Annotated in this window: 18 protein-coding genes, 1 other RNA gene and 2 pseudogenes; 17 read left to right on the top strand and 4 right to left on the bottom strand. The window is 41.2% G+C overall.

From position 1 onward, the window contains the following. Positions 1-6 precede the first annotated feature (6 nt). The gene (gene glpK, locus L6C30_RS05260) at positions 7-1,491 is read right to left on the bottom strand and encodes a glycerol kinase GlpK (RefSeq protein ID WP_230245230.1); all 1,485 of its coding nucleotides are present in this window, start codon (positions 1,489-1,491) and stop codon (positions 7-9) included. 128 nt (positions 1,492-1,619) lie between these two features. On the opposite strand from glpK, the gene ssrA reads away from it, so the two are divergent. From ssrA to L6C30_RS05325, 13 genes are all read left to right on the top strand, one after another. Beyond that, positions 1,620-1,979, top strand: a transfer-messenger RNA (tmRNA) gene (ssrA, locus tag L6C30_RS05265). 179 nt (positions 1,980-2,158) lie between these two features. Next, a complete protein-coding gene (locus tag L6C30_RS05270; RefSeq protein ID WP_236162505.1) occupies positions 2,159-3,388 on the top strand; it encodes a tyrosine-type recombinase/integrase in 1,230 nt (409 codons plus the stop codon). A gap of 149 nt (positions 3,389-3,537) precedes the next feature. Further along, positions 3,538-4,638, top strand: a complete 1,101-nt coding sequence (locus tag L6C30_RS05275; protein WP_236162504.1) for a hypothetical protein — start codon at positions 3,538-3,540, stop codon at positions 4,636-4,638. 98 nt (positions 4,639-4,736) lie between these two features. Next, positions 4,737-4,952 (top strand): transcriptional regulator, encoded by a 216-nt coding sequence (locus L6C30_RS05280; protein ID WP_236162503.1) that lies wholly within the window; start codon positions 4,737-4,739, stop codon positions 4,950-4,952. Positions 4,953-4,955: 3 nt separating this feature from the next. Further along, entirely contained in the window at positions 4,956-5,171 is a 216-nt protein-coding gene (locus tag L6C30_RS05285) for a helix-turn-helix domain-containing protein (protein ID WP_236162502.1), read from the top strand. After that, entirely contained in the window at positions 5,168-5,674 is a 507-nt protein-coding gene (locus tag L6C30_RS05290) for a BRO family protein (RefSeq protein ID WP_236162501.1), read from the top strand. Before L6C30_RS05285 ends, L6C30_RS05290 begins: the two co-directional genes overlap by 4 nt. Then, complete coding sequence (locus L6C30_RS05295) at positions 5,667-6,035, top strand: hypothetical protein (RefSeq protein WP_236162500.1); 369 nt, start codon at positions 5,667-5,669, stop codon at positions 6,033-6,035. The genes L6C30_RS05290 and L6C30_RS05295 overlap by 8 nt, the downstream gene beginning before the upstream one ends. Before the next feature lie 9 nt (positions 6,036-6,044). Then, positions 6,045-6,242, top strand: a complete 198-nt coding sequence (locus L6C30_RS05300; protein WP_236162499.1) for a hypothetical protein — start codon at positions 6,045-6,047, stop codon at positions 6,240-6,242. 47 nt (positions 6,243-6,289) lie between these two features. Continuing rightward, positions 6,290-6,631 (top strand): hypothetical protein, encoded by a 342-nt coding sequence (locus L6C30_RS05305; protein ID WP_236162534.1) that lies wholly within the window; start codon positions 6,290-6,292, stop codon positions 6,629-6,631. Next, positions 6,624-6,929 carry a hypothetical protein gene (locus L6C30_RS05310; protein WP_236162498.1) on the top strand — a complete coding sequence of 102 codons (306 nt, stop codon included), beginning with the start codon at positions 6,624-6,626 and terminating at the stop codon, positions 6,927-6,929. The genes L6C30_RS05305 and L6C30_RS05310 overlap by 8 nt, the downstream gene beginning before the upstream one ends. Further along, entirely contained in the window at positions 6,926-9,022 is a 2,097-nt protein-coding gene (locus L6C30_RS05315) for a DUF3987 domain-containing protein (protein ID WP_236162497.1), read from the top strand. Before L6C30_RS05310 ends, L6C30_RS05315 begins: the two co-directional genes overlap by 4 nt. Positions 9,023-9,260: 238 nt before the next feature. Next, positions 9,261-9,587, top strand: a complete 327-nt coding sequence (gene ssb, locus L6C30_RS05320; RefSeq protein WP_308444289.1) for a single-stranded DNA-binding protein — start codon at positions 9,261-9,263, stop codon at positions 9,585-9,587. 332 nt (positions 9,588-9,919) lie between these two features. Further along, the gene (locus L6C30_RS05325) at positions 9,920-10,519 is read left to right on the top strand and encodes a hypothetical protein (protein WP_236162496.1); all 600 of its coding nucleotides are present in this window, start codon (positions 9,920-9,922) and stop codon (positions 10,517-10,519) included. Between the two features lie 58 nt (positions 10,520-10,577). Here L6C30_RS05325 and L6C30_RS05330 read toward each other — a convergent pair whose 3' ends face one another. Further along, positions 10,578-10,736, bottom strand: coding sequence for a hypothetical protein (locus L6C30_RS05330; RefSeq protein ID WP_236162495.1), 159 nt, complete (start codon positions 10,734-10,736; stop codon positions 10,578-10,580). A gap of 839 nt (positions 10,737-11,575) precedes the next feature. On the opposite strand from L6C30_RS05330, the pseudogene L6C30_RS05335 reads away from it, so the two are divergent. Both L6C30_RS05335 and L6C30_RS05340 read left to right on the top strand, forming a co-directional pair. Next, positions 11,576-12,261, top strand: a pseudogene (locus L6C30_RS05335) (tyrosine-type recombinase/integrase); the annotation flags it as partial. A gap of 212 nt (positions 12,262-12,473) precedes the next feature. Continuing rightward, positions 12,474-14,646 (top strand): annotated as a pseudogene (locus L6C30_RS05340) (TonB-dependent siderophore receptor). A gap of 363 nt (positions 14,647-15,009) precedes the next feature. On the opposite strand, the gene L6C30_RS05345 reads toward L6C30_RS05340, so the two are convergent. Beyond that, a complete protein-coding gene (locus L6C30_RS05345) occupies positions 15,010-15,507 on the bottom strand; it encodes a thioesterase family protein (protein ID WP_019838301.1) in 498 nt (165 codons plus the stop codon). A gap of 120 nt (positions 15,508-15,627) precedes the next feature. Here L6C30_RS05345 and hemB point away from each other — a divergent pair, with 120 nt between their 5' ends. Together hemB and L6C30_RS05355 are read left to right on the top strand one after the other, a co-directional pair. Then, complete coding sequence (gene hemB, locus L6C30_RS05350) at positions 15,628-16,641, top strand: porphobilinogen synthase (protein WP_070154266.1); 1,014 nt, start codon at positions 15,628-15,630, stop codon at positions 16,639-16,641. Positions 16,642-16,655: 14 nt separating this feature from the next. Beyond that, the gene (locus L6C30_RS05355) at positions 16,656-17,774 is read left to right on the top strand and encodes an FAD-binding oxidoreductase (RefSeq protein ID WP_070154268.1); all 1,119 of its coding nucleotides are present in this window, start codon (positions 16,656-16,658) and stop codon (positions 17,772-17,774) included. Between the two features lie 20 nt (positions 17,775-17,794). Here L6C30_RS05355 and L6C30_RS05360 read toward each other — a convergent pair whose 3' ends face one another. Then, positions 17,795-18,712: a TIGR01777 family oxidoreductase gene (locus L6C30_RS05360; protein ID WP_236162494.1), complete on the bottom strand. Its 918-nt coding sequence runs from the start codon at positions 18,710-18,712 to the stop codon at positions 17,795-17,797. Between the last annotated feature and the right edge of the window lie 112 nt (positions 18,713-18,824).

The raw sequence follows: 18,824 nt of genomic DNA on the forward strand, positions 1-18,824 counted from the left end.
CGCTCATTATAAATCTGACTTGGCGCGTTTTAAGGCTTGTTGCCAACGCGCTAAATGTTCAGCCCGCTCTGCTTCATTCATTTGAGGTTCAAATAACCGATCTAACTGCCAAGATGCTGAAATTTCAGATAAGTCAGAAAATACACCCGCCTTTAAACCTGCCATGGCTGCTGCTCCCCAAGCAGTTGATTCCAACATTTTAGGACGTAACACAGGCACATTTAAAATATCGGCTTGGAATTGCATCAACATATCATTTTGACTCGCCCCACCATCGACCCGCAGTTCTTTCAGTGGATGATCTAAATCGGATTGCATCGCAGAAAGTACATCCGACACTTGAAATGCAATAGATTCCAAGGCAGCACGCGCAATATGTGCCTTGTTCGTGCCACGTGACATTCCACATAAAAGCGCTCGCGCTTCACTGTCCCAATGTGGCGCTCCAAGTCCTGTAAAAGCCGGAACTAGCACCACCCCTTCGCTCGAAGTTACACTATTGGCGAGTTGTTCAACATCACAGCTTTGTTGAATAATCCCCAAACCATCCCGTAGCCATTGCACCACAGCCCCAGCCATAAAGACACTGCCCTCTAGGGCAAAATGGGTTTGATTTTGACATTGCCACGCCAAAGTGGTGAGTAATTTATTTTTACTAAACTGCACCTGATTGCCTGTATTGAACAACATAAAACAGCCTGTACCGTAGGTGTTTTTTGCTGTGCCAACCTCCAAACAAGATTGCCCAAATAATGCCGCTTGCTGATCCCCCAAAATACCTGTAATGGGAATATTTGCGCCCAATAAACCTGTTGCCGTATCTGCAATATAACTATCGGATGCAATAATTTTGGGTAGAACGGATGCAGGAATTTGAAATAATTCCAGCAATTCTTCATCCCAAGTTTGACGATGTAAATTCATCAACATGGTTCTTGAGGCATTACTCGCTTCAATGACATGCTCTGCACCTTGGGTCAAATTCCAAATTAGCCAACTGTCGATGGTGCCAAAAGCCACATGCCCCTGCTGTGCTAATGCTTTTAATCCACCGACATGCTCCAGCAGCCACACCAGCTTGCCTGCACTAAAATATGGATCGATACGCAGACCCGTTTTTTGTTGAATCAATTGCATCTGGTTATTTTGAATCAAGTGATGACACCAATCCGCCGCACGACGATCTTGCCAAATTATTGCAGGCGCTAGAGGTTTGCCTGTGCGTTTATCCCACACTACTGTGGTTTCACGTTGATTGGTTACTCCAATTGCGCAAATGTCTTTGGCCAAAATACCTGCAGTTGCCAATGCCTGTTGCACCACTGCAATTTGATTTGACCAAATTTCTTGGGCATCTTGCTCCACCCAGCCTGATTGCGGAGTCTGAATTTGGGTTTCACGTTGTGCCGTAGCCTGAACTTGTCCGTGTTCATTAAAGATGATGGCGCGACTAGAGGTTGTACCTTGATCGAGTGCTAGTAAATAACCCATATTCTTGTGTATTTGACTTGAAAAAGAAAATATTAGCGCAATTATGTAACTAAGCGCATTGAAATGTTTAATTGTGCAGAAAATACATCGTAATTTTTGCCAACTATGCTATGATAGCGCTGTGATATGGGGGTGTTATTGGCTTCGACGCTGATGATGAAGCTCATAGATGCATGCCGAGAGCGCATTTTCTCTCGTAAATAAAATTTGCATTAAAATAGTCGCAAACGACGAATCTTACGCTCTAGCTGCCTAAGGGCAGCTTGTCCGCTTCACTGAATACTTGTGGTCAGTGAACCCGACTGAAGCGCACGCACACAAGTCCGTATAAAGTTGAGCCTCGGGACTTTATACCAAACTTAGAGGATCGCACTTTGAACCCTGTTCGTCGGGTCTTAGAGTGTTAAAATAATAGACGATATCTAAGCATGTAGTATTCTCGAGTGTAGTGTTGGCGGACGCGGGTTCAACTCCCGCCACCTCCACCATATACCTAACAAGACATGGCAAAATATGCCAAGTTTTAAAAGATAAAGGCTTGATTCCAAAGGGATTGAGCCTTTTTTCTTGCCTAAACATAACTAAATATAACTAGCTACAGTGTACATACGCCGTGTACACTACCATGTACATTGCAAGATTTATTGAATCCGTTGGTGTACAAGCCATGAAAAGAACAGAAATAAAACGTAGACCTTTATCAGATACCGTACTAGCTAACCTAGAGCCTGAATCAAAAGAATATCGGGAGCTAGACGGCGATGGCTTATATTTTCGTGTAAAGCCTGATGGTAAAAAAGCATGGCTATTCAGATATAAAAAAGCTGATGGCAAATGGTCATGGCTTGGCATTGGCACATACCCTGATTTATCGGGTGCAGGTGCAAGAAAAAAAGCGAGAGAGATAATCAAGGATATTTCACACGGCGATAATCCAATCATTACCAAGCAAGAACGCAAGCGACAGGAAGTAGAACAGCACAGTGCTACTTTTGAAGTATTAGCACGTGAATGGTTAGACACAAAAAAGGAATCATGGGTACAGGACACCATGACCCGAAATAAAGGTGCACTGGAAAAACATATATTTCCGATTTTCGGGAAACGCTTGTACACCACCATCAAGCCTATTGAATGGATGAACTTGTTAAAAAGTATTCAGCAAGAGAAAGGTATTATTGAACAGGTGAACCGTATGCGCTCTATGTGTCGTGACATTTACGACTTTGCAAAAGTCACTGGACGTATGGACTACAACCCAGTTGAGGGCATTCAAAAATACTTACAGCAAGGCAAGAAGCAAAACATGCTGCATGTGAGCGAACTTGAGTTACCCCCACTGTTAAGAGCTATCAATAATTATCCGACTATGGATGTGCGTATAGGCTTGCAGCTTTTAGCTATGTTGTTTTGCCGACCAACTGAACTAAGACAAGCCAAGTGGCAAGAATTTGATTTAGAGCAAGGCTTATGGAATATCCCTGCTGAACGTATGAAGAAACGCCGTGAGCATCTTGTACCGTTGCCAACTCAAGCCACTACCCTATTAAAAGAATTGCAAAGCTATGAAACCAATTCTGAATACTTATTTCCGAGCAGATCGGACAAGAGCAAGCCAAAGTCAGACACAGTTTTCATTATGGCTTTGCGCCGTATGGGTTATGAGGGCAGACAAACTCCACACGGATTTAGACATATTGCGAGTACCTTGTTAAACAATCGTGGCTTTGATGAACGTCATATCGAGGCAGCACTGGCACACGTAAAGGACGGTGTGGCAGGGGTGTATAACAAGGCTCAATATTTAGATGACCGAGCAAGCATGATGCAATGGTACGCCAATCATTTAGAAGAAGTTGCAGACCAGAGCATTATTCAATTCAAAAAAGCACAGTGACAAGACTTGTCGCACTACTAGCCAATAAATGCACAAATATAGCTTAATATCGTTTATATTCAGATTGCTAAGTCTAGGTTAGCTCCCGAAAGTCGGACACCCAATCCGATTGGCTTAGCAGCTTTTTGGGGATGCTGTGGGAGGCATACATGAGCTTATTAAGCAAAGAAAAGGCTTTAATTGAGAATGACTATTTCCAAGTATGGGAGATAGTCGAAATGCTTAGTAAAGGTGGTTTTAACTTATGGGAAGAAGTTGGAGAGTTTTTAGGACATCATAATTTTGACACCGAGCTAACACTATATTGTCGAGATAGCTTTCATCGAATGCATGAAGTACGCAATGATTACGCACCTATTAGAAATCTCATTCACGGGTTACACGTTGCATGGCTCGAGGGCGAGGAATCAATACAGAAAATCAAAATTGATATTATTGGCTATTACTGGGCTAAACATGAAATTTTTAATTTTAAACCTATTATGGATTTAGGGATTATAGAGAAGCCTCAAACCCAAGTCGTCACCCTCCAATCTGTACAAGAATCAAGACCTGATAAGTATAAATTTTTCCTATACAAACAGCCGCTATTCAGTATTGATGAATGTGCCTGCATAATTTCGGATTACGACCCATTAGAAATACAAAAATATCCTCATAATGATATTGATGAAATTGCGCCCGATTACTCAAGGGCTTATAGCTTTATTAGTTCTGCAATAGAAGCAAATAAGTTAAATGTATTTAATTATAAGGTAGATGCTGATGGTTTTAGGGAATATCTAGCAAGTGAAAATATAATTATTGCTGGATTTAATGACCAAATAGCTGAACCACTATATACGAAACCAACACAAGCACGTGCAGAATTTGAAAAGATAAATGCAAATCTTGAGTTGGACTTGGCTATTGAAAAAAACAAAGTAAAAAAATTAAATGAAGAAATAGACCACTTAAAAGCACACATTGCAGAGCTTGAAAGTAAAAAAATGCAATTTCTTCAAAAGGAAAATGCAACAAATGATCAGGAAATAAATTTAACAAACAGTGATTTACTGCTTATATCGGTATTGTTGAGGATGCTTCAAAATGAAATACGAGTTAAAGGGAATAAATCACAATCTAAAATTTTGCTAAGAATTGAAGATGAGCATAGAAGCATTAAAGGATTATCAAAAAGCCGTACAGAGAAAGTTTTAGCAAATGCCAACAGCCTATATAAAGCATTGATAAATAATCAAATGAAATAATCTGTTTTTGCAATGCAATTTTATGTTCATTGCATGAAATGATAAAAAAACAATATTTTAAATACTAAACCCATACTTTTTCATGTATGGGTTTTTTTATGACTATCACACCAATCCGTGTTCAATTCAAAACAGCTTGCCAAATACTTGATGTAAGCCGTGAGTCGTTGCGCCATATCGTGCGTACAGATGCCACCTTTCCCCGACCTATTAAGACTGGCGACACCAAACAAGCACCAGTCTATTTCGACTATACCGAGCTTGTAGAGTGGCACAACAAGCAGCGTTTAAGCCTTGCAACTATGGAGGTTTAATCAATGAATAACACCCAATTAAAACAAGTCCTAGCACACCTTAAACAAGGAAAAACCCTTTCACAAGCTGAGGCTATCGACCTTTTCAACTGCTATCGACTGAGCGCAATTATTCAGCGTTTACGAAATGCAGGTTATGACATTGTGACCCACCACGAAAAGAACAGCCGAACCACTGGCAGTCATGCACGTTATGAACTTCGGGAGGTGGCAGCATGAACCCAGCTATTCTTAATTTCAATGAACATGGCGTTCGGATTGCCTTTGATGCCAATAATGAGCCGTTATTTTGCCTTGCTGATGTATGCGGTGTATTAGGCATAAAAAACCAAAACCCTAAACGATTCAATTTAGATGCAGGGGGGTTACATAAAATGTCATCCCCTACAACTAGTGGAGTGCAGTCACTTACTTTTATCAGCGAGGAAAATCTATATCGCATTATTTTCCGATCTAATAAAAAAGAAGCCTTGAACTTTCAAGATTGGGTATTCAAGGACGTATTGCCGACCATCCGTAAGACTGGGAGCTATTCAGCACGGCAGACAGCCTATGAAGAACTTAACCGCCTTTGTATGCAAGAAAAGGTATCAAAGGACAAAGGCACATTTCACAGCCTGGGTATGCACCGCCGTAAGCATGAAAAGCATTTAAACGCCGTCCGCATTGAAACATGCAAAGCAAATTTGCAGATTGCTTTTGAGGGGTTACACCATGATTGAGTATGTAGACCCTGAATTTTTTAAAGCCTTTGACCACTACAAAGCAATGCGTGAGCAGTACGGAGAACACCACCCCATCACCGAGCAGGCCCTTATTTTAACAATGCACTACACGCCTGAGCATATCAAAGAGGAAATGCACCAAAAGGCTAAGGAATTAAACCTATTGCCACCGCCAAGCGGTTACACGGATGACGGCGAGCCTATGTACCGCCTAGAGGGCATTGCAAAGCATTTTGGCATTAGCTTTGAAGAAGCAGAGCAGCATTTATTGCAGATGATGGATAACCGCCAAAAGGTCGGTTTATCGAATGATGGGGTTTTGATTAATCCGAACTCTAATTTTAACCGTGTGCAGTGAGGTGGCAGCATGAGCGAAATTATAGATTTTAAATCTGCAAGCGTGGTGGATGACCTCCCCTTTACAGATGACGAATTGCGGTTAGCGAATATCTATGATGTTGCAGTCGGTTTAATTATTGATATTGAGGAGGGAAAAAACTTCTCAATGACAGAAATCAAAGCACAGATGATTGAAGTCCTAGAGATTATTCAAGAGGAGTTGTGAGCATGAAAGAATTATTTTTAGAAATGTTTAGAGGACTACTTTTAGGCATGTGCTTTGTTTTGTTTTGCTTTGTTATTGCAACTCTAAGCCGTTCTGTTTATGCTGTAGACCTCTCAAAAAGTAAAAGCGTCACCCCACAGCGTCATTGTGGTTTTATTGTGCCCAAGTTTTGCAAAGCTTCTCAAGCTGCGCAGAAAACAAGCGCAAGCGTTACAGCTACGCATACAAGGCTGCAATCCCTCTATGAGGGGATGACACGACAAAATAAGTCATCAATGGCGAATATGTCGGGCGGTACTTTTACACCGAGAGTGAATCCCCTCACCCTAATTTCTCAGATTAGCGTGAATCTCAACTCAAAAGTAAAAGGAGGCAATCATCATGCCTAATCAAAACACTAAAGCTATCCCTCACCAATACCATGCTGGCGATATGCAAGACGTAAATGCACTGGCAGCAGAGGGGTTAAGTTGGGCAGCAATGGGACTGCATGACCTAAATTTACACATTAAAAAAATCAAAGCTGAACTAGAGCAGATCGGAGTAGAAACCGAGTATCACTTCATACAGCTTGATGAAATCTTAGGTATGCACCAATACCTTGCTGAACACCGTGCAAATTGTCACAAAGAACAAGCTGAACGCTACCGTGAGGAATGGGAAAGAATAAAAGGGGGTGAAGTATGAATGCAAAACACCCTGATATTTTAAATAAGCCAACGCCTATAGTGGTGAATATCGACCCAGTAACAGGGCATCGGGTAGAGTTTTTTCAGCTAGAAGATTTTGCGCCAAATTGTATTGATGAGCACAATTTCAAAGTTAAGCCTGAGAGCTATATTTGTTCTAAATTGCCTAGTTATAACTGTGAAAATTGCGAAGCCTACACGCTCATAAATCCAACCCAATTGAGCGAGGTTATAGGCTATGCAATCAGAGGTACAGCAAGAAAATACGACACCACCACAACACCATTTAAAGAAATAGACAGCCAACAAGTGTCATTCATTATTGGTAAAAAAGGATTGTTTGCAAGTGGTTTAAATAAACCTCATTTATCGTATGTAGTCGGTACAAATGATATGGATTTATTTATTCAACTTGCTAAGGCAGGCAAAGCGGTTTTGCTGCATCAAAGTTTAGATGAAGCGTACAAGATTTTAAACAGTGGTATGCCTGAAAATGTTTTTAGATTGATTGCAGGCAAGTCTACCCCAGTAAACAACGCTGATTTATTTGTTCAAGTTGATGACTCTTTTAGAGCGTTTACCTCTCAACAAATAGAAATGTTTTTTCTTGAGAAACGGAAGCAAATTATTGAATCAGGTGCATTCAATCAAGATGCAGATTCTCAACACTGGGGCGAGTTGCTGCCACTACAACAAGAGGAATCAGCAGCAAGCAACCCTTACCCTATTGATGCACTGCCCTTATTGGCAAAAGAAGCGGTTTTGGCTATTTCCGAGCATGTGCAATCACCCATAGCCATGACTGCTCAATGTGTTATTGGTGCAATGTCACATATTGCCCAAGCTAAAGTAAATGCACCCGATAGATTCAAAGCACACGGCGAGCCATGCAGCCTATTTTTACTCACAGAGGGGCAAAGTGGCAGCCGTAAGAGTACAAGCAAAAATCTAGCAGATCGGGCGATTTTGGAATATGAGCGCAAGCAGTACGAAATATATCGAACCGAGTTAGAGCAATGGAAAAGTGGGCAAGCAGGATTGCCAAAAAAAGACCGTGAGGCGTACTGTGCAGAGAATCCACCACCGAATGACCCAAGCACCCTATACAGTGACATTACCCTTGAATCTATTGCAGGATTGTTTATTGATGGAATCTTGCAAAATGCTTCAATCTCAAGTGATGAAGCAGGGCAATTTTTCGGTGGGCATACCATGAAAGCCGATACACGTAACCAAGCATTAGGCGGTTATACAAAATTGTTTGATGATGGATATGTGGAACGTACACGCTCAAAGTCAAACCTCAATGGCAGTGGTCGGGCGCATGACGTTCGAGTGACGTTTAATCTACAAGGGCAGCGTGAAGTTTTAGACAATGCCTTAAAAGACCCAGTGCTAAGAGGGCAAGGCTTTTTGCCTAGATTCATATTAACTATTCCTGAAAACTTGGCAGGCACACGCCTACAAAATGCAGCATATCGCAACAAAAACGCCAACAAAGACCACAGGCTTATTGCTTATTGGACACGGTGCGAATCATTGCTCGATAGCTGCCCACAGGTGCAGACAGAGCATGAGTTGCATAATGGGCGTTATGTCATTCCTATGAATGAGGAAGCCATAGCGATTGATACAGAGTTTTATAACGTCATTGAGTCGCTACAACGTGTAGGAAAGCGTTTTGAGTACCTACAAGCGTTTGCGAGCCGTGCAAGCCAATTGGCACGCCGTTTAGCAACGGTATTTGCTTATTTTGAGGGATTGCAACAGATTGATGGTAAAACCCTAAAAGGAGCTTGTGAGGTCGTCAAACATTCATTAAATGAATGGGCAATGTATGCAGAAATTGAGGTTAAAGCGGAAAGTGATGCTGAAAAACTGATTAAGTGGCTTGTCGGTAAATGTGTGCAGCAAAAAACAGACAGACTCACTTACTCATATATACAAACCTCATGCCCTAGACCGATGCAGAAAAACAAAAACCTCTTGGAAATGGTTATTCAGCAACTAGAGGATTCACACCATATCAAGATTGAATCACTAGGGCGTACCCGATACGTTGTTATTAACCCTTTATTACTGGAATCGTGACTAAGTGACTAAGTTAAGCTGTAAGCCTTACAGGACAAGGCTTTTCACTTAGCAGTCAGCAAAAATGGCTTTGACTAAATGACTAAGTGGATGACTAAAAACTATATTCATTTAGTCACTTAGTCATTGTGATATTTAGTGACTACTGAACGCAAAGCCTTATATATAAAGGCATACAGAGCAATTTAGTCATTTAGTCAGCTTTTTAGATAAATGAAATATATTTGAGAATTGAACAATGCCAAATGTGAACAAAGCAATCGTGATGGGTGTACTAGGTCGTGACCCTGAAACTAAGAACTTTCCAAACGGCGGTAGCGGTACCAATTTTAGCGTGGCGACTACTGAACACTGGAAAGACAAAACCACTGGAGAGCGCAAAGAGGCTACAGAATGGCACAGAATCAGCACTAACAACCGTTTAGCCGAGATTGCTAGCAAGTACCTCAAGAAAGGCAGCAAGGTTTATATCGAGGGCAGCTTGCGTACAAGGAAGTGGAAAGACCAGAGCGGTGCAGATCGGGAAGTCACAGAAATAAAAGCCGATGTTCTGCAATTGCTATGATGCACTTCACTTTCCGACCAACTGCAAAGCAAGTGAGCAGTAAACTGTTTTATAATTGATGTAGAAAAATCGCTGTAGTTTTTAGTTTTGCCCATACTCCCCAGTATGGGTATTTTTTTGGCTGTAATTCAGTATTCAAGTATTACTTGATAACTGGGCATCTTAGACCGCATTAGATCGGCAAAGTCTAATTAGACAAAACCTAGACCTTGATTGCCAACCTAAATCATTAGTGAAATCTCATATTGAAAAACACTGTAAAATGACTGAAACACAGAGTACATAAGGCATTGAGCCTGATTTAATACCTATCAATTAAAGCGAGGTTATCAATGGAAAAAACACACGGTCAAATTGAAGATTGTTTGAGCTTGGACAGCCGCACTATGGCTCGATATAAAGTATTTAATGGTGGCGGTGGCGGCTCATGGGTGTGGCGAAAAGGCGACTCTCAAGAAGTATTTTCATCTATAACATATCACTACGATAACGGCGGTTTAGTATTAAGCTACACATGCAACGAGCAGCAGCACCGCTATTTAGTGAATGTTGTCACCACACCATGCAACTACGGCGGCAAGCGGTATTGGTTCAATTGCCCAAAGTGTTTTAAGCGAGTTGCAAAGCTATACCTACGCAATTCAATGTTTTTCTGTAGAACTTGCCACAAACTGAACTACAGCACACAGCAGAGTTGCAAACTAGAAAGCACCAGAGTCGGCATGTATAAAATCAGGAATAAACTTAACTGGCAGTATGACACCGCATTTATGAAGTCGTGGCATAAGTTGAAGCCTAAAGGGATGCACCATTCAACCTATAACAGATTGGTACAGAGGCATGACGAACTAGAACGAAAGTCAGAGCAATATTGCATTGCAAACTTTCATGCCTTTATGAATAGACATGGTTTAAAACCATCATGGGAATGATGAGCTTGCAAAATGCAGCATAGCCACAAGCCTGATAGCTACACGCTTGCATCTCTTTTTATAGGAGTGCAAGTAGTGTTGATTGTTCTGCTAGTAATTCATGCCATTGTTGTTCTAGCTTTTCAGCAAATGCCACTAGATCAGCAGTAAATGCTTCATCATCTAGTAGCGTTAAATCTAAATCTAAATCTGAATTGAGTAGCGTTAAATCATTCATGTGAACCTCTTTTTATAGGGCGGGAAATTGAACCGTTTTTTATCTTTCATAGGATTGTTTCGCAAATGCCCCTACTGGATTCCAAATCTGAAAGGGCGGCATTTTGAATATCAGGTTTTATAAGGTTTTGACCTTAGGATTACTTAGGATTTAAGCAGTAGTCCAAGCCTTATCATTTATTAACAGCATGACAGCGCAATTTTGCATTTCGCAACAACTACGCGCGCGCACGCGAGGGAGCGAGTTAAAGTGTGGTTTTGACCTTTAAAATCCCAATAGAGTTACAGTGTGATTATTCGGGCGGTTTACTGCTACAAACAGCCTGAACATTGGACTCCCCCCCCCATTGGTCAAGATGACCATACCTGAGCCACCAATAAGGGGAGCAGCTTCAATACTCAATTTCGCCTCACTCAAATAATGGCAGCGAAAAAACACAGCAAACAATTGTTGAAGTGCTAGAGAATTAAAAAAAGCGTGGGCGTGCGAGCGAGTTTAAATCCTGAGTTGGACTCCCCTTTCCCCCACCAAACCCGACAAGAAAAACAGCCTAGCAACATATAATTTGTACACTGTGGTGTACACTGTGATTTTTGTATAAATTTTAATTTATATAAAACATATACTTATTAAATTTGTTCAATTGACGCCACCCCACCAAATTCATAAATTTATATCACTTCATTTAGCGATATATAAGACGTAAAGGCTTGAACTGTAATGGTTTAAGCCTTTTTTCTTGCCTATATATAACTGATCTTAACTTTATATAGTATTGCTCGCCGTGTATCCCTACGTGTATCCTTGAAGAAAAATTGAAACCGCAGGGATACAAGGAAATGAAAAGAGAAGAAATAAAACGCCGTCCTTTATCTGATACTGCTCTTGCAAACCTTGAACCTGAATCAAAAGAATATCGAGAGCTAGACGGTAAAGGCTTATATTTCCGTGTCAAACCTGATGGAAATAAATCTTGGCAATTAAGATATAAAAAGCCTGATGGTAAATGGTCGTGGTTAGGTATTGGTGGCTATCCTGAAATAAGTGGGCAACTAGCACGAAAAAAGGCACAAGAACTCATTACGGATATTAGTAAAGGTGAAAATCCTATCATCACCAAACAGGAACGAAAGCGGAAAGAACTTGAAGATAACAATGCCACTTTTGAAGTATCGGCAAAGGAATGGTTAGATACCAAACAAAATAGATGGGTCGCTGACACTATGACTCGAAATAAGGGAGCATTAGAAAAACATATCTACCCTGTTTTTGGTAAACGCCTATATACCTCTATCCGTCCGATTGAATGGATGAATCATTTAAAAGGGATACAACAAGAACATAAGATTTATGAACAAGTGAACCGCATCCGTGCTATGTGTCGTGACATTTACGATTTTGCAAAGGTCACTGGACCTATGGACTACAACCCACTTGAAGTCATACAAATTGTCTGCAACAAGGCAAAAAACAAAATATGTTGCCTGTGAGCAAACTTGAGTTACCCCCACGGTTAAGAGCTATATTTTTCTAGCTAACTGTATAGATTTAATTGTGAACCATAAATATAAACGGCCGCTAATTATTCCTGCAGCTTTGTTGCTGGCAAGTCATTGCAAATGAGTCTCATTTATATATACTTTACACACTTTTTTGAGCCTAGTCGGCAATCCTGTTCCTCACTGAATCGTCGCTCTTTTTTTGCCTTTCATGTTTTTATATTACTTAGGTATACGTATGTTTGCTTTCTCCCCACGTAAAAATTTAATTACTGTTGAAATTTTAAAACATAGTAGCTGCTTAATTTTATCCTTCATCCCAATGATGTCTTGGGCAGAAGCAACCGTGATTCAACCGCAACAACTAGAAACGATTAAAGTTCAGGCTGAAGCAGACTCAAGTTATATCGCAACACAAACGGCGTCGACCCTCAGAGGCAAACAAAAAAATCTAGAAAGCCCCCAAACTGTTAACGTTGTATCTAAGCAATACATGAAAGATTATTTACCTGCGAACTTGGACAATGCACTGACTCAAGTCAGCGGCATTACACAGGGTAATACTTTAGGGGGCACACAAGACACGGTCATGAAACGCGGCTTTGGTGATAACCGTGACGGTTCAATTACCGTAAATGGTATGCCTATTGTGCAAGGCCGAACCATGAATGCGGCAGTTGAACAAGTTGAAGTATTAAAAGGTCCTTCTTCATTGCTCTATGGCATTATGGACCCGGGTGGTGTAATCAATGTCATTACAAAAAAACCTGAGACGACTCAGAAAACTGAACTTTCCGTTTACGGTTCAAGCTATGCAGCAGGTAAAAATGGCTTAGGTGCAAGCATAGATACTACGGGTGCAATTGGTGACAGTAATTTTGCTTATCGCTTTATTGCAGATCATTCCGATGCAGACTACTGGCGTAATTTTGGTAATCTCAAACAGACTTTAATTGCTCCATCTGTCGCATGGGATAATGGTCAAACTAAAGTGAACCTGAGTTATCAATATCGTCACTTTGATGTACCTTTTGACCGCTCTACCGTTTTTGACCCAAAAACCAATAAAGCCCTACCGATCTCTAAATATCAACGTCTAGATGAAGCATTTAACCAAATGAAAGGCGAAGATCATTTGGCTCAATTGTTAGTTGACCACCAGATTAATGACAACTGGTCAGCTCACTTAGGCTATACCTACAACTACGAAACTTATGATGCTAACCAGTTACGCATAACCAAATTAGATACTACCAATCACACCGTGACACGCCGTACCGATGCGACTTTAAATGCTCAGAGTGAAGATAGTAATGCTCAAGCCTACATCAATGGTTCAACCCATCTGTTTGGTTTAAAGCATGATATTCAACTTGGTTCAGACATCGAATACCGTAAATATTTCCGTCCAGATATGGTTCGTGGCAGCAGCTCAACATTAGATTATTTAAATCCAAGTTATGCAACTGTTGAAGCATCTCAAAATGTGGTCGCGTCAGATAGTGACCAAACCGATAAACTGCATACCTATGGTTTTTATGTGCAAGATGCAATTCACTTAAATGAAAAATGGATTGCTGTACTGGGTGGACGTTACCTGAACTATCAACAGAATGCTGGTCGTGGCAGACCGTTTAAAGAGAACACCAACACTAACGATGATGCTTGGCTTCCACATGCAGGTTTAGTCTATAAATGGAATGATCAGCTTTCATTCTATGGCAGTTATACTGAGTCACTTAAACCGAACTCTACAATCGCTCCCTTGGGCAATGCGGTTATTGACTCTGATGTTCAACCTGAACAAGCCAAGTCTTATGAAGTTGGCGCGAAATATGAGTTAAATGACCGTATTAAAGCCAACTTTGCCCTCTATGATATTAAAAAGCGTAATGTCTTAGCTAAAGTGACGAACTCATCGACCAATGAAGTCGAATTGCATACGACAGGTGCAGTGCGTTCTAAAGGTGCGGAACTTGACCTGACAGGACGTGTAACCGATCAGCTTGATGCGACCCTGACCTATGCCTATACAGATGCGAAAGTAACTGAAGATGAAACTGGCCTTGAAGGCAATCGCCTAATGAATGTGGCAAAAAATACTGCATCTTTGGCACTAGCGTATGAGTATGGCGAACTTTACAACGGTAATTTACGTTTTCGGTATAAGCGGTAACTATGTAGGCAAACGTGCTGGCGATTCGGAAAATACCTTTGACCTGCCTGATTATGCGCTTGCCAATGCCTTTGTAAGTTATGACACGACCATTGCTAAACAAGCGGTCACTTTCCAATTTAATTTAAATAATATCTTAGACAAAACCTACTACACAGCCAGTGTAAATAATTTAGCGGTGTCTCAAGGTGAATCTCGGCAAGCGGTATTACGGGCAACCTTTAAATTTAGGTAGTATTTCCCAAAAAATGCCAAGATTAAATGAAGTCCTGATTGATCTAAAAGAAGGTTAAGTCGAAAGGCTAACCTTCCTGAAAATAATTGAGTTTAAAAGGGCTTTGTTGCACGTACCTATTTGTAAAAGCTTTTTCAGCAATAATTTTCAGAAATAAAGTCACATTTTGAAGTGTATTATTTAATTAAAACCAGTATAAAACTTCTCAATCAACTGGCGTGCCTTGACCATCAACCGCGTGAAGACATTTACAGAAAGGTATTTTGAGCAAGTGAACCGTATGGAATAGACTTATCTGGCAGCATTTAAATCTGGGAATAAACACCTAGCTAAAATACAATGGTTTGCGCCCTAGCTTAGATTTTAATAGGCATAAGACGCTATTGCCGTTGCAATGGGTTTATCTTCATCATTCACCATCGTCATACGCATAGTGCAACCTTTACGCCCTAAACGTAAAGTTTCCGCACGGGCAATAAAATACTTGCCACGTCCCGGCGCTAAATAATCCACCCGCATATCTACTGTAGCCAAACGGGTGACTTTTTTTATGGTGTCGGGCAAATTATCAGGTTTACTACTTTTATATAACTCACCCATCGCCACAATACCACCCACACTATCCAAAATGGTTGCAGCAACGCCACCATGTAAAATTTGAAATGCCACATTGCCTATCATATACGGTCGCATCTCAATATATGCTTCAATTTGACCATCTACCACACGCATGCTCATGCCATTGTGTTGAAAAAATGGCGATTCATTAAATGCATTGACCAATTGTCTTAGCACGATATCAATATCGACTTTCGCGCCTAAATGTATATTCCCAGTCCAATTTTGCTCTGCATTATTCATAACGTGCCCAAAAGTCCAAATAACTCAATTTACCAACAATAAAAAAACTCAATGTATGCCCAAATGAAATTTAAGGGGCTACAATAGTTGTCTAGTTTAATACCGATCAGTGAGATTTTTATGACCTATACGTTCAATCGCCCTGCATTTCCTGCCACTCGTATGCGTCGTATCCGTAAAAATGATCAATTACGCGCCATGGTTCGCGAAACTCACTTAAGCACAGATCACTTGATTTATCCTGTATTTGTTTTACCAGGAAAAAATCAAACCCAAGTTATTCCAAGCATGCCGAACATTCAGCGTTTATCGGGAGACTTATTACTCAAAAAAGCCGAGCGTTTAATGCAGCTAGGTGTATCTAAACTGGCCTTATTTCCAGTCACGCCACAAGAAGATAAGAGCCTAAACGCAGAAGCTGCATGGCGTGAAGATGGCTTGGTGCAAAACACGCTACGTCTGCTGAAAAAAGAATTACCAGAAATGGTTCTGATTACCGATGGTGCACTCGACCCATACACCACGCATGGTCAAGATGGCATTATTGATGACACAGGCTATGTATTGAATGATGAAACCGTTGAATGTCTAATTAAACAGGCATTAAGCCATGCCGAAGCGGGTGCAGATGTCGTTGCGCCAAGTGATATGATGGATGGTCGTATTGGGGCGATTCGTCAGGCGCTCGAAAGCAACGGACATATTTATACCTCTATCATGGCCTACTCTGCCAAATACGCCTCTAGCTTTTACGGTCCGTTCCGTGATGCCGTTGGTTCTTCGAGTAACCTAAAAGGCGGCAACAAATACAATTATCAAATGGATATTGGCAACCGTGCTGAAGCCCTGCATGAAATTGCACTGGATATTCAAGAAGGTGCAGACATGGTGATTGTAAAACCAGGCATGCCTTATTTAGACATTGTACGTGAAGTGAAAGATAACTTTGGTGTGCCCACCTTTGTTTATCAAGTGAGTGGTGAATACGCCATGCTTGCTGCAGCGATTCAAAATGGCTGGTTGTCGGACAGTGTGATTATTGAATCTCTAATGAGTTGCCGCCGTGCAGGTGCAGATGGTATTTGGACGTATTTTGCCGAAGAAGCTGCTCTCAAACTTAAAGATATGGCATAAAATAGGCGGCTTTCATGCACATCGCAATTATTGGTGCAGGCATCAGCGGTTTGTTGTCTGCACTCGAACTGGTAGAGCAAGGTTGCTCTATCAGTATTTTTGATCAACAACAGGCAGCTCAAGCCGCATCATGGGCAGGGAGTGGAATTCTTTCTCCCATGTATCCATGGCGTTATCCTCAAGCGGTCAATGACTTAGCTAAATTTGCCAAACCACAGTACCAAGCATGGAATGAAAAACTCAAACCTATCACAGGCATTAATTTTGAAATCCATGAAACAGGTATGCTGATTTTTGATGAAGATGATTTTGAAATTGGTTTAAATTATGCCGAGCGTCATCACGAAACCATGCAGCAAGCCGAATATCTGAATCGGAAACAGCTCGAACAAATTAACCCGCATATCCATCCCAAATTTCAACAAGCCCTGTATTTTTCACAGCTTGCCAATGTGCGCAATCCGCGCTTATTACAATCGCTCACGCAATATTTGAAACAACATCCGCGCGTGCGATTTTTTGAACACTGCCCAATTCAACAATTTCAGATCATTGAAAATCGTATTCAAGCCATTCAATCTGCCGATGGCCGTTTACATCAAGCAGATCATATCGTACTTACAACAGGCGCATGGTCACAACAGTGGGCGGCACAACTGGGTTTACAGATTCCTATACAGCCTGTGCAAGGGCAAATCGTATTGTTTAAAACCCCTGCACAATGGTTACCCAGCATGTGCATGAACAAGGTCATGTACTTGATTCCACGTCAAGATGGGCATGTGCTCTGCGGTTCAAGTATGCGTCATGTTGGTTTTGATACTTCCCCTGACCCACAAATTAAACAGGATATTTTAAGTGCCTGTTTTGAAATGGTGCCTGAATTGGCACAATTCCCCATTGTGAAACAATGGGCGGGTTTACGTCCAGGCTCGCCTACAGGTGTGCCCTATATCGGCAAAGTACCAAACTTGAATAATGTTTGGGTGAATTTCGGACACTTCCGTAATGGCCTATGTATGGGCACTGCTTCAGCGCAGTTATTAAGACAACTCATGCTTGGGCAAGAGACAATTGTGGATCCTGCTGCTTATGATCCAAAGCAATTACATTCAACTGCTATCAATGCATAATGTTCAGCATCATCCTCTATTTAAGTAGAGGATGATGCACCTAAACAAGCCGCTAGCGCCTGTTCAAGTTTTGGATATTGAAAACAATAACCCGCGTGCTCTAAGGCTTGGGGTTTGACATATTGCCCATTCAGCACCAATTGTGATTGCTCGCCCAATAGCCCACGTAAGACAAAAGCAGGTAACACAAAAAATGGACGACGTTTTAAAAGCCGAGCTGCAGTTTCGGCAAAATCCTGTTGACTGGTTTTTTCAGGTGCAACTACATTCAGAATTTTGGCGTCTACAGTTTGCGTCATTAACAAGTGAATGACTTGTAAAACATCTTGTATATGTACCCATGCCACAGGCTGCCGTCCATGCCCAATCCGCCCGACAGCATTTAAACGAATTGGTAACAACATTTGCGGTAAAATGCCGCCACCGCGTCCAAACACCACGCCCAAGCGCATAATTTTGGTTTTTTGCTGACTGAAGCTTAATGCAGCCTGTTCCCATTGTTGGCACAACTGTGACATAAAAATATCTTGTGCCGCACTGTGCTCGGTACATACTGCTGACCATTGTTCCTGCGGATCAATTCCGTAATACCCTACAGCCGAACCTGAAATAATACACTTTGGAAAAATACGGCGCTTTTCAAGATATTGATATAAGTGCACTGTGGTCTGAACCCGACTATCGAGCAATTTTTGTTTACGTGCCGCAGTCCATCTGCCCTGCCCAATACTTTCTCCTGCCAAATTAATCACATAATCAATTTTGTCGGTGTCGAGTTCATCCAACTGCTGAATCCAACGCAATTGAGGATGTTTGGATACTCGATTAAGCTGTCGGGTTAACCCCACCACCCGATAATCCTGTTGCAATAAAAATGGCAACAATTGTGAACCAATAAAACCACTTGCCCCTGTTACCAGCACCAAAGGTTTATGCATTGTCCAATCTCAGCATGATGAAAAATATAGTTTTAGCTATACGTGATTTAGACTAAATGTTCAAGTCTAAGCAAATCATCATCACATAACTGATCATGTATTTGAATAAAAT

This window comes from Acinetobacter sp. KAM396 (genome assembly GCF_021602765.1).
Taxonomy (GTDB): Bacteria; Pseudomonadota; Gammaproteobacteria; order Pseudomonadales; family Moraxellaceae; genus Acinetobacter; species Acinetobacter towneri_A.